Origin of the sequence: Aquabacter sediminis, assembly GCF_028863665.1 — a bacterium.
Classification (GTDB): Bacteria; Pseudomonadota; Alphaproteobacteria; order Rhizobiales; family Xanthobacteraceae; genus L1I39.
Genome location: NZ_JARBFX010000007.1, coordinates 80,337 through 92,502 on the forward strand (window position 1 = coordinate 80,337; position 12,166 = coordinate 92,502).

The window sequence follows — 12,166 nt, forward strand, 5'->3', positions numbered from 1 at the left end:
GGTTGATCCGGCTATGAGCCGGGCTGCAGCGCCGCCTTGATGAGCGCCTGCGCATCCGGGCTCGCCCATTCGGCGGGGCCTGCCAGGAAGCCAATCTCGCAGCCTTTTGAGTCCACCAGCAAGGTGGTCGGCAGACCAAAGCCGCGACCGGCGGCGCGCAGCGCCTGGAAGCTCTTGGTGCCGGAATCCGCGAAGAAGCCGAGGGAGGTCACGCCGATCTCATTAAGGAAGGCCTTGGGCTTTTCCGGGTCGCGCGTGTCCAGGTTGATGGCCACCACCTCGAAGCGGTCCCCGCCCAGGTCCTTCTGAAGCGTGTCGAGCGCCGGCATTTCCTTCCGGCACGGCACGCACCAGGTGGCCCAGAGGTTCACCAGCAGCAGCTTGCCCTCGAAGTCCTTGAGGCTCATGGGCTTGCCCTCGCCATTGGCGAAGGTGAGCGGGGGAATGCGCCGCGGCTCCTGGGCCAGCGAAAGGGCTGCGATCTCGCCTTTCGCATAGGGCTTCAAGCGCTCGGCCAGGGAGACGGCACCAGCGCAATTGGGATCCTTGACGGGGGCGGAGGCCTCGGCCGGAGCAGCGGAGGACTTGGCCGACGGCGGCAGCGGTGCATTGCCCGGAAGGCCATTCATCCCGTATAGGGCAAGCGCGCCGACGAGGGCGCCGGCCAGCATCGCCCCGCCCACCAGGAGCACGGCCCCTGCCTTGCCTTTCTTGGGGGCCTCGGCATCTGGGGTGTGCGGCGCGGTCGGTTCTGTCATCAGTGGAAGGTCCGATATGAGCAACAAGATGTGGGGCGGTCGGTTCTCTACCGGCCCGGACGCCATCATGGAGGAAATCAACGCCTCCATCGGCTTCGATCAGCGTCTTTACGCTCAGGACATTGCCGGCTCCAAGGCCCATGCCGCCATGCTGGCCGCCCAGGGGATTGTCGGCGCGGAGGATGTCGAGAAGATCACGCAGGGTCTAGACACGATCCTGTCAGAGATCGAGGCCGGCGGCTTTACCTTCCGGCGCGACCTGGAAGACATTCATATGAATGTGGAGCAGCGCCTCGCTGACCTGATCGGCCCCAGCGCCGGGCGCCTGCATACCGCCCGCTCGCGCAATGACCAGGTGGCCACGGACTTCCGCCTCTATGTGCGCGACACCATCGACGCGCTGGATGCCCAGATCGCCGACCTTCAGCTGGCGCTCGCCGAGAAGGCGCTGGCCCATGCGGCCACTGTGATGCCCGGTTTCACCCATCTCCAGACCGCACAGCCGGTGACCTTTGGCCATCACCTCATGGCCTATGTGGAGATGCTCGGGCGCGATCGCGGCCGCCTCCAGGACGCTCGCGCTCGCCTGAACGAATGCCCGCTGGGCGCGGCGGCCCTGGCCGGCACCTCTTTCCCCATCGACCGGGAGGCCACGGCCCGGGCGCTCGGCTTCGACCGGCCCACCGCCAATTCGCTGGATTCGGTTTCCGACCGCGACTTCGTGCTGGAGACGCTCTCTGCCGCCTCCATCTGTGCCGTGCATTTGTCCCGGTTCGCCGAGGAGGTGGTGATCTGGACCTCGCCCTCCTTCGGTCTGATCAAGCTGTCGGACAAGTTCACCACCGGCTCCTCCATCATGCCGCAGAAGCGCAATCCGGACGCCGCCGAGCTGGTGCGCGCCAAGGCCGGGCGCATCATCGGCGCGCTGACCGGTCTGCTGGTGGTGATGAAGGGTCTGCCGCTCGCCTATGCCAAGGACATGCAGGAGGACAAGGAAGGCGCATTCGATGCCTTCTCAGCCCTTTCCCTGGTGGTGGCGGCCAGCGCCGGCATGGTGCGTGACCTGGAGCCCGACGTGAAGCGCATGAAAGCGGCGGCAGGCCAGGGCTATTCCACCGCCACGGACCTCGCCGACTGGCTGGTGCGGGGCCTGGGCATGCCCTTCCGCGAGGCGCACCATGTGACAGGCCGCATCGTTGCGCTGGCCTCCGCGCGCAACATTCCGCTGGAGCGCCTCAGCCTGGAAGACATGCAAAGCGTGGACGGGCGCATCACCAAGGATGTGTTCGGCGTGCTCTCGGTGACCAAGTCCGTGGCGAGCCGCGTCAGCTATGGCGGGACGGCACCCTCCCGCGTGCGGGCGCAAGCGCGTCGCTGGCTGAAGAAGCTGGAGCCCAAGGGCGCCTGAGAGCGCCACCACGTCCCGGGCGCCTGAGGGCGCCTGAACCGCTGGAGGCGCCTGTGGCCGAGCCGCCCGACTTCGATTCGGCCTTTCAAGCCCGGCTGCGAGACCTCCTGGTCTGGCGGCGGGACGTGCGCGCCTTCAGGACCAAGGCCTTGCCTGCCGGCACATTGGAGCGGCTCGTGGACGTGGCGGCACTCGCCCCGTCCGTCGGCCTCAGCCAGCCCTGGCGCTTCGTGGCGGTGGATGATCCGGCCCGCCGGGCCGCCATTCGCACCTGCTTCGAAGCCTGCAACGCGGAGGCGCTGCGGCAGCAGGATCCGGAGCGGGCGCCCTCCTATGCGCGGTTGAAGCTCGCGGGGCTCGACGATGCGCCCTGCCATCTGGCGGTGTTTGCGGATCGCGACACCGTGCAGGGCCACAGGCTCGGCCGCTTGACCATGCCGGAGACCATTGATTATTCCGCGGTGATGGCGGTGCACACCTTGTGGCTCGCGGCGCGGGCGGAGGGCATTGGGGTGGGCTGGGTATCCATCCTCGATCCCGGCCAGATCGCCGGCATTCTCGGTGTGCCCGAAGCCTGGCGCTTCATCGGCTATTTCTGCATCGGCTACCCGCTGGAGGAGAGCGACACACCGGCGCTGGAGCGGCTCGAATGGGAGCGGCGACGGACGCAAGCGGGCCTGCTCCTGCGTCGTTGAAGGACTTTTCCCGCACGCAGACTGGGTCAGGACGGCGGCAAGGGGCTACCCGGTGCGGCGCGGATGCATCGCCCGGGCTTCTCTTGCAGTGCGGGGCTCGCCTTTGGCGGCGCCGTCGCTATATTGGGCCGTGAATTTCGCAGGATCATCGGACGTGCCATTGCGCCTTACCCTTCCCATGGTCGCCGCTCTCGCGCTCGCGCTTGCCGCATGCGGCGTGAAGGGCCCGCTGGAGCCGCCGCCCAATCCGCAGGCGGGAAGCAGCCAGACTGGCAGCGCCCAGGGCACCACAGGCCAGGCGACGCCGACCACGCCAGCCCGTCCCACCGCCACCAACATGCCCAATTCCCCCACCAGCGAGGCCAAGGAAGTCACGCAGGAGGGCGAGGTGGCCTGGGGTTCCAACCCGGCCGCCACCTACACCTATGTGCCGCCGAACACGCCTGGGGATTCGGTCTCCCGTCCTGCTCCGAAGGATGGCGCCACCAACCCGGCCACCGCCAAGAAGCCATTCTTTCTCGATTTCCTGCTCTGAGGGCGGGTTCGCTCCATGCACCATTTTGATTATCGCGACGGCCGGCTCCATGCCGAGGACGTCGACCTGACCGCGCTTGCAACGCAGGTGGGCACGCCCTTCTATTGCTATTCCACGGCGACCCTGGAGCGGCACTACCGGGTGTTCACGCAGGCCTTCGCCGGCCGCGACGTGCTGCTGTGCTATGCGCTGAAGGCCAATTCCAACCAGTCGGTGATCTCGACGCTGGCGCGCCTTGGCGCGGGCGCGGACATCGTCTCGGGCGGCGAGCTGAAGCGGGCGCTGTCCGCGGGGGTGAAGGCCGACCGCATCGTCTTTTCCGGCGTCGGAAAGACACGGCAGGAAATGGCGGATGCGCTCGATGCCGGCATCCTGTGCTTCAATGTGGAGAGCGAGCCGGAACTGGAGGCCCTCTCGGAGGTCGCCACCAGCCTCGGGGCCATGGCGCGGGTGTCGTTGCGGGTCAACCCCGACGTGGATGCCCGCACCCACGCCAAGATTTCGACGGGCAAGTCAGAGACCAAGTTCGGCATCCCCATTTCCCGCGCCCGGGAGGTCTATGCCGATGCCGCGCGTCTGCCGGGCATTCTGGTTGCCGGCATCGACATGCATATTGGCAGCCAGATCACCGACCTCGCCCCGTTCGAGAACGCCACCTTGCTGATGGCGGAGCTGGCGCGCGATCTGATGGGCAACGGCCACAAGCTGCACCATCTGGACCTCGGCGGCGGCCTGGGCGTGCCCTATGCGCCCGAAGACCCCCTCCCCCCGACACCCGATGCCTATGCGGCCGTGGTGAACCGGGCGCTGGGCGACATCAAGCTGCCCCTCATCTTCGAGATGGGCCGCATGATCGTGGCCAATGCGGGCATCCTCGTCACCCGGGTCCTCTATGTGAAGAAGGGCGAGGGCAAGACCTTCGTCATCGTGGACGCGGCCATGAACGACCTCATCCGGCCGACCCTTTACGAGGCCTATCACGACCTCGTTCCCGTTGAGGCCGCCTCCGAAGGCGCGCCGAAGGCGGTGGTGGATGTGGTGGGGCCGGTGTGCGAGACCGGTGATTATCTGGCCCTGGCCCGCGCCCTCCCCGAGCTGAAGTCGGGCGACCTGGTGGCGGTGATGACCGCAGGCGCCTATGGCGCGGTGCAGGCGGGCACGTACAACACCCGCCCGCTGGTGCCGGAGGTGTTGGTGCGCGGCAAGGATGCGGCGGTGGTGCGTCCCCGACTCAGTGCAGAGGACATCATCGCCCTCGACCGCACGGCGCCCTGGCTCGGCTGATCCCCGGCCCCCTCCCCTTCCTCGCGTCTGCCTCGTCATGGAACCCCGGCGGCTACCACCGTGTTGGGGTTTCAAAGGAGAGCGCGATGAACCATTCTGACGCGCAGCGCGAGCGCCGCCGGTCTGGCCCGTCCCTATCGCCAGCTCAGGGCGAGCAGGCCTATGGGCGGGGCAGTCCGGAGGGACGGCTTGAAAGCTACGGGTCTCTTGAGACCGACAGCTCCACCTCGGAGTTCGAGCCGTCCTGGCACCTGTGGTGTCTCATCGTGGCGGCCATGACGGTGTCGGCCATGATCCTGGCCGTCCTGACCTTCCAGGCCGCCTGATCCTCACCCCGCGCCCTGGCGCCGCAGTGCCTTGAGCCGATAGAGCGCGTCCAGCGCCTCCCGGGGCGTGAGGCCATCGGGATCGAGCGCGTCCAGTGCCTCATCCACCGCATCATCCTCGGCCACCGGCACGGTCGCCACCGAAACCGGACGCCGGGCGGCAGCGAACAAGGGCAGCTCATCCACCAGCTTCTGGGCCGGCGAAGCCCGGTCCGCCGCTTCAAGCTCAGCCAGCACCGCCTTCGCTCGGGCGATGACCGCTGGCGGCAGGCCGGCAAGCTTGGCCACCTGGATGCCGTAGGAGCGATCCGCCGCGCCGGGTACGACCTCGTGCAGGAACACCACATCGCCTTGCCATTCCGTCACCTTCACGGTGGCGTTGGCGAGGCGCCGGCAGCGCTGGGACAGCGCGGTCAGCTCATGGAAATGGGTGGCGAACAGGGCCCGGCAGCCATTGACCTCATGGAGATGCTCCAGGCTCGCCCAGGCGATGGACATGCCGTCGAACGTGGCGGTGCCGCGCCCGATCTCGTCCAGGATCACAAGGGAGCGGGGCGTCGCCTGGTTCAGGATGGCGGCGGTTTCCACCATTTCCACCATGAAGGTGGACCGCCCCCGCGCCAGGTCGTCAGCAGCCCCCACCCGAGAGAACAGCCGGTCGACGATGCCGAGGCGGGCTGCGCGCGCAGGCACGAAAGCGCCGGCCTGGGCGAGCACCGCGATGAGGGCGTTCTGGCGCAGGAAGGTGGACTTGCCGGCCATGTTTGGCCCGGTGACCAGCACGATGCGGCCCCGCGCGTCGCCCTCCACGGGGGGCGAGAGGTCGCAATCATTGGCCACGAACGGCCCGCCGGAGCGGGAGAGCGCCTGCTCCACCACCGGATGACGGCCGCCCTCCACCTGGAAGTCCACCGCCTCGCTCATGTGCGGGCGCACATAGCGCTCATCCACGGCCAGCTTCGCGAGACCCGCGATCACATCCAGTTCCGCCAGCGCCTCGGCGGCGGCGCGGATGGCGTCGGTCTGCTCAACCACGGCGGCGGCGAGGCGGTCGAAGATCTGCTGCTCCAGGGCCAGCGCCCGTTCCCCGGCGCTGGCGATTCGGCTTTCCAGTTCGCCCAGTTCCACGGACGTGAAGCGCACCGCCCCGGCCAGCGTCTGGCGATGCACGAAGGTGCCGGCGAAAGGGTCCTCCCGCAGCCGGTCGGCATTCTGGGCGGTTACCTCGACAAAATAGCCCAGCACCGCATTGTGCCGGATCTTGAGGGAGCGGACCCCCGTTTCCTCGCAATAGCGCTTCTCCAGCGCCGCGACCACGCGCCGGCTCTCATCCCGCAGGGCCCGGGTCTGGTCGAGGTCGATGTCATAGCCGGGGCGGACGAAGCCGCCGTCGCGCCGGTTGGGCGGGGGCTCGTCGACGATGGCGGAAGCCAGTTCCCCCGCGAGGCCCGAATCGCCCTTGGCGAGGCGGGCGGCGCAGGCGCGCAGGTCTGCGGGCGCGTCTGGCGGAAAGGCGGCGGCGAGGGCGAAGCCCTCTTCGAGCCCCTGGCCGATGGCGGCGAGATCGCGCGGGCTCCCGCGGCCCAGGGAAAGGCGCGACAAGGCGCGGGCGAGATCGGGCGCGCGGGCGAGGCGCTGGCGCAGCGCCGCCGTGAGGCCGGTATCCTCCACCAGGGCCTCCACCGCATCGTGCCGGGCGCGGATGGCGGCGATGTCGGTGAGCGGCTCGCCGATCCGCCGGGCGAGCAGGCGGGCGCCGGCGGCCGTGACGGTGCGGTCGACCGCCGCCAGCAGGGAGCCGCGCCGCTCTCCGGACGTGGTGCGGGTCAGTTCCAGGTTGGTGCGGGTGCCCGCATCGATGAGCATGGACCCGCCATCGGCTTCGCGACTGGGCGGGGCGAGGGCCGGGCGGGCCCCCAGCTGGGTACGCTCCACATAGGCGACAATGGCGGCGGCGGCGATCAGTTCGGCGCGGGTGAAGGTGCCGAAGGCCTCCAGCGTCTTGACCGCGAAGAAGGCGGCGAGGCGATGCTCGGCGCCGGCCCCCTCGAAGCTCTGGCGCGGAAGCGGGGTGACCGCTGGCAGCTCCCGCCACAGCTCCCGCAGATCCCCATCCTCGAACAGGGCATCCGAGACCAGCACCTCGGCCGGGTCGATGCGGGCGATGTCGGCGGCCAGTTGCTCCTTGCGGCTCGCCGCCACGCGGAAGCTGCCGGTGGAGACGTCGGTGAAGGCGAGGCCATAGGCATGCTCGTCCTCCCCGCCGGCACGGGTGCGGGCCACTGCCAGGAGGACATTCTCGCGCTTGGCATCCAGCAGCGCGTCCTCGGTGAGGGTGCCGGGGGTGACAAGGCGCGTCACGTCGCGGCGCACCACCGCCTTGGCGCCGCGCTTGCGCGCTTCGGCGGGGTCTTCCAGCTGCTCGCAGACCGCCACCCGGAAGCCCAGCGCGATGAGCTTGTGGAGATATTCCTCGGAGCGGGAGATGGGCACGCCGCACATGGGGATGTCCTCCCCCATGTGCTTGCCGCGCTTGGTGAGCACGATGCCGAGCGCCTGGGAGGCCTTCTCGGCATCCTCGAAGAACAGCTCGTAGAAGTCGCCCATCCGGTAGAAGAGGAGGCAGTCCGGATTGGCCGCCTTGATCTCGATAAACTGGGCCATGACCGGCGTGACGCGGCCCTCCTCGGCCCGGGCGGCGGCGGGAGGGGCTTCGTCCGGTGGGGTGTCCGGGGCGTCGGTGAGGTCGGCGGCCTGTGGGATCATGGCCGAAAGCTAACGGGGCGGGAGCGCCCTGTCAGCGCCGCCCGCCCCGTGTTCGACAGGAAAGTGCGACGGCCCGCTCGGCCGCCGCCTGGCCAGGTCAGAAAATCTGGAGCAGCAGGATGTAGATGCCGCCCGCCAGGACGATGGCCGCCGGCAGGGTGAGCACCCAGGCCATGGCGAGGTTGCGCACGGTCGACCATTGCAGGCCCGAATGGTTGGCCGCCATGGTGCCGGCCACGCCCGAAGACAGCACATGGGTGGTGGACACCGGCAGGCCGTAATGGTCCGCCGCCAGGATGGTGCCCATGGCCACCAGCTCCGCCGCGCCGCCCTGGGCATAGGTCAAATGGGACTTGCCGATCTTCTCGCCCACGGTGACCACGATGCGCTTCCAGCCCACCATGGTGCCCAGGCCCAGCGCGATGGCCACCGCCACCTTCACCCAGATGGGGATGAACTTGGTGGCCTCGTCCAGCGAGCGCTTGAAGGCCGCCAAATTCTCCGTGGTCTGTGCATCGAAGCTGGGGGCGTGGGTCCGCTGCATGATGGCGATGGTCTCGGACGCCAGATACATGTCGTTGCGCATGTTCGGCACCGCCGCCGCCGGCACCTGCGAGAGCGAATTGTGTGTCGCCACCAGCTGCGCGATCTCGCCGGCCACGGCGGCCAGGGCCGGAACGGTGTCCGGCTGAACCTTGCGGTCACGGACGAAGACCGTGAGGCTGGCGCGGGGATCGGCGACGGGCGCGGCGCCAGGCTGATAGGCGATCAGGGAGGCCTGGGTGGCCTGCGCCAAGGCGCGGAACTGAGCCACGTCCGCTGGGTCAACGGCGCGGTTGAGCGCATAGGCGGTGGGCACGATGCCGATCAGGATCAGCATGATCAGGCCCATGCCCTTTTGCCCGTCATTGGAGCCGTGGGCGAACGACACGCCGGTGCAGGTGACCACAAGCAGGCCGCGAATCCACCACGGCGGGGCATGGTTTTCCTTCGGCGCGCGATAAAGCGCGGGGTTCTTCACCAGCACCTTCATGGAGAGCAGCAGCAGGCCCGCGGCCACGAAGCCCACCACCGGCGACAGCAGAAGGGAATAGCCCACATTGGCGGCCTGCCCCCAATCCACGCCGGCCGTCCCATCGGCCGTGTGCATCAGCTGATTGGCGAGGCCCACGCCAATGATGGAGCCGATGAGGGTGTGGGAGGAGGACGCCGGCAGGCCCAGATACCAGGTGCCGAGATTCCACAGGATGGCCGCCACCAGAAGGGCGAACACCATGGCCATGCCGGCGCTGGAACCAACATTCAGGATCAGCTCCACCGGCAGCAGCGAGATGATGCCGAAGGCCACGGCCCCGGAGGAGACCAGCACGCCGATGAAGTTCCAGCAGCCCGACCAGACCACGGCAAAATGGGCCGGCAGGCTGTTGGTATAGATGACGGTGGCCACCGCATTGGCGGTGTCGTGGAAGCCGTTCACGAACTCGAAGCCGAGCGCGATGAGGAGGGCAACGAACAGCAGCAGGAAGGGCGCAAACGTCAGGACGCCCACGTCCGCGCGCTGCATGTCCGACCAGATGGACCAGCCCACATAGGCCAGGCCACCCAGCAGGATGGCAAAGAAGATGAAGACCTCGCGCAGGCTCTTTTCCCGCTCGAAGCGGGCGCCCGGTTTGGCTTTATGGGCGTGAGACTTGTGACCCGTCCCCTGGGTTGCAATATGCGCCACGCGGCCCCCCTCGGCACCTGACTTGCCTTATAGGCGCAGCATGCTTGGCTCAAGGTGGTGACGCGCGAATGACGCAGCGCACCATGTCGCGGCGGCGTGGCGGGCAAGGTGGCGCGAGGCGCACACGGCGCCCCGCGCGACAGGTTGAGGGCTGAAAGGCGCTGCCTTCAGGCCGCGCCCGTCACTCCGCCCCGAGCTTGCGGCAGAGGAGGTCCAGCTGGTCGAGGTCGGAATAGCGGATGCGCAATTCGCCGCCCTCCCCCTTGGTCTGGAGCTGCACCTTCAGCCCCAGGGCCTCGGCGATGCGACGTTCCACCGCGCGGGTGTCGGCATCCTTCTCGGCGGGACGGGACGAGCCGGCCACGGCGGTCTTCACCTTGGCGAGGGCCTCCACGTCGCGGACATTGAGGCCCTTCTCCACCACCTCGCGGGCGATCCGCGCCGGGTCGTCATGGGTCAGCAGCGCGCGGGCATGGCCGGCGGTGAGGCGGCCGTCCGCCACATAGGTCTTCACCTGCTCCGGCAGCTTCATGAGGCGCAGTGTGTTGGCGATGTGGCTGCGGCTCTTGCCGATGACCTTGGAGAGGTCCTGCTGGGTGTAGGAAAACTCGGCCATCAGGGCCTCGTAGCCCTGGGCCTCTTCCAGCGGGTTGAGGTCGGAGCGCTGGACATTCTCGATGATGGCGACTTCCAGCGCCTCCCGGTCGTTCAGCTCCACCACCACCACGGGCACCTCGTGGAGCGCGGCGCGCTGGGCGGCGCGCCAGCGGCGCTCGCCGGCCACGATCTCGAACGCGTTCGGGCCGATGGTGCGCACCACGATGGGCTGGATGATGCCCTTTTCCTTCACCGAGGCGGTCAGGTCCTCCAGCCCCTCTTCCAGGAAGGTGCGGCGCGGATTGCGCGGGCTGGGGCGGACGAACTCGATCGGCACCTTGCGCACGCCGGCGCCCTTCTGCACCGGGGCGGGACGGGCATCGTCCCCGCCCATGTCGCCGATCAGCGCCGCCAATCCCCGCCCGAGCCGCGAGCGGCCTTCTTCCGCCATGTTGAGGGTCCCTCTCCTGCCGCGGCCGAAACCGCCGCCGTCCCATTCACATCAAAGAGCGAGGCGGCCTCAGGCCGCCACCGCCCGCGCCGACCGTTCCCGCTGGATCACTTCCGAGGCGAGCCGCAGATAGGCCTGCGAACCCGCGCATTTCAGGTCATAGAGCAAGACCGGCTTGCCATAAGAGGGCGCCTCCGAGACGCGCACATTGCGCGGGATCACCGTCTGGTAGACCTTGTCGCCCATGAATTGCCGGACATCCTGCATCACCTGGTCGGACAGGTTGTTGCGGGCATCATACATGGTCAGCACGATGCCGTGGATGATCAGGTCCGGATTGAGCGCGCCGCGCACCTGCTCCACGGTCTTCAGCAATTGGGACAGGCCCTCCAGGGCGAAGAATTCGCACTGGAGCGGCACCAATATGGCGTGCGCCGCCGCCATGGCGTTCACCGTGATGAGCGACAAGGAGGGCGGGCAGTCGATCAGCACATAGGAAAAGCGCGGACCGTTGGCATCCTCGGCCAGCGCCTTGAGGGCATTGCGCAGGCGGAAGGCGCGGTCGCGCTCGCTGGCGATTTCCAGTTCGAGGCCGGACAGGTCCAGCGTGGAGGGCGCCACATAAAGCGAGGGCACGCCGGTTTCCTGCACCGTCTCGCGCAAGGTGGCTTCGCCGCACAAGACATCATAGGTGGACAGGCGCCGGCGCGAGCGCTCGATGCCGAGGCCCGTGGAGGCGTTGCCCTGGGGGTCCAGGTCCACCACCAGCACGGTCTCGCCGATGGCGGCAAGGGCGGTGCCCAGATTGATGGCGGTTGTCGTCTTGCCCACCCCGCCCTTCTGGTTGGCGAGGGCGAGAATGCGCGGCGTGACGCCTCCGGTGATGGGGGCGGTGGACGGATGATCAGTCATGTGGCGCGTTTCCGCGTGATGCCGCCCCGGCGGCCGAACTGGCGGATGGGGGCGTAGAGGCCGCTTTCTCCAGATGCCGGACCAGGAGGATTCGTCCCTCGGACTCGACCCGGCTCGGCTGGAGCTCGACGTCGAGTGTCCAGTCTTTGCGCGCCTCGGTCAATTCACGCTCCCAATCCCGGCCCTTGGGAAACAAGCCCACGGCCCCAGCGGCAAAAAAGGGCTCGGACAGGTCCAACAGCTTGGGCAAGGGGGCGAGCGCGCGGGCGGAGACCACCTGGCAGCCGGGCGCAAGCGCCTGCGCCACCTTCTCAATCCGCTGCGGATGGACGGTGACGGGCAGGTCCGCCTGGCGGCTGGCTTCCCGCAGGAAGGCGGCCTTGCGAGTGTCGCTCTCCACCAGCTCCACATGGGCATTGACCCGCTCGGCGAGCACCGCTGCGACCACAAGGCCGGGGAATCCGCCCCCCGAACCCAGGTCCGTCCAGGCGGAAATGGAGGACGGAACAAGGGAAACGAGCTGGAGCGAATCGGCGATGTGGCGGCGCCACAGGTCCGGCAGCGAGGCGGGCGCGACCAGATTTATCGTTTTCTGCCATTTGGTTAGCAGGTCGGCGAGGATGTCGAGCCGGGCCAATGTTTCACGTGAAACGCTCCCCGCCACCTCGTCCCGCCCGCTCAAAACCCGCTCTTTGGCCACCATGACAT

The 12,166-nt window shown here is 68.4% G+C and carries 11 protein-coding genes; 5 read left to right on the top strand and 6 right to left on the bottom strand.

Annotated elements, in window-relative coordinates:
* Positions 1-11: 11 nt before the first annotated feature.
* Positions 12-758, bottom strand: coding sequence for a thiol:disulfide interchange protein TlpA (tlpA, locus tag PV781_RS15605; RefSeq protein WP_274776558.1), 747 nt, complete (start codon positions 756-758; stop codon positions 12-14).
* 16 nt (positions 759-774) lie between these two features.
* Here tlpA and argH point away from each other — a divergent pair, with 16 nt between their 5' ends.
* From argH to PV781_RS15630, 5 genes are all read left to right on the top strand, one after another.
* Positions 775-2,166, top strand: coding sequence for an argininosuccinate lyase (gene argH, locus PV781_RS15610; protein ID WP_274776559.1), 1,392 nt, complete (start codon positions 775-777; stop codon positions 2,164-2,166).
* Positions 2,167-2,219: 53 nt separating this feature from the next.
* A complete protein-coding gene (gene bluB / locus PV781_RS15615) occupies positions 2,220-2,861 on the top strand; it encodes a 5,6-dimethylbenzimidazole synthase (protein ID WP_274776560.1) in 642 nt (213 codons plus the stop codon).
* A gap of 154 nt (positions 2,862-3,015) precedes the next feature.
* A complete protein-coding gene (lptM, locus tag PV781_RS15620) occupies positions 3,016-3,396 on the top strand; it encodes an LPS translocon maturation chaperone LptM (protein ID WP_274776561.1) in 381 nt (126 codons plus the stop codon).
* Between the two features lie 15 nt (positions 3,397-3,411).
* The gene (gene lysA, locus PV781_RS15625; protein WP_274776562.1) at positions 3,412-4,680 is read left to right on the top strand and encodes a diaminopimelate decarboxylase; all 1,269 of its coding nucleotides are present in this window, start codon (positions 3,412-3,414) and stop codon (positions 4,678-4,680) included.
* Positions 4,681-4,766: 86 nt separating this feature from the next.
* A complete protein-coding gene (locus PV781_RS15630) occupies positions 4,767-5,006 on the top strand; it encodes a hypothetical protein (RefSeq protein ID WP_274776563.1) in 240 nt (79 codons plus the stop codon).
* Positions 5,007-5,009: 3 nt separating this feature from the next.
* Here the strand turns inward: PV781_RS15630 and mutS are convergent, their stop codons facing one another.
* From mutS to rsmG, 5 genes are all read right to left on the bottom strand, one after another.
* A complete protein-coding gene (gene mutS, locus PV781_RS15635; RefSeq protein WP_274776564.1) occupies positions 5,010-7,772 on the bottom strand; it encodes a DNA mismatch repair protein MutS in 2,763 nt (920 codons plus the stop codon).
* A 97-nt stretch (positions 7,773-7,869) separates the two neighbouring features.
* Positions 7,870-9,489, bottom strand: coding sequence for an inorganic phosphate transporter (locus tag PV781_RS15640; RefSeq protein ID WP_425532411.1), 1,620 nt, complete (start codon positions 9,487-9,489; stop codon positions 7,870-7,872).
* 190 nt (positions 9,490-9,679) lie between these two features.
* Entirely contained in the window at positions 9,680-10,546 is an 867-nt protein-coding gene (locus PV781_RS15645; RefSeq protein WP_274776566.1) for a ParB/RepB/Spo0J family partition protein, read from the bottom strand.
* A gap of 69 nt (positions 10,547-10,615) precedes the next feature.
* The gene (locus PV781_RS15650; RefSeq protein WP_274776567.1) at positions 10,616-11,458 is read right to left on the bottom strand and encodes a ParA family protein; all 843 of its coding nucleotides are present in this window, start codon (positions 11,456-11,458) and stop codon (positions 10,616-10,618) included.
* The gene (gene rsmG, locus PV781_RS15655; RefSeq protein WP_274776568.1) at positions 11,451-12,161 is read right to left on the bottom strand and encodes a 16S rRNA (guanine(527)-N(7))-methyltransferase RsmG; all 711 of its coding nucleotides are present in this window, start codon (positions 12,159-12,161) and stop codon (positions 11,451-11,453) included. The genes PV781_RS15650 and rsmG overlap by 8 nt, the downstream gene beginning before the upstream one ends.
* Between the last annotated feature and the right edge of the window lie 5 nt (positions 12,162-12,166).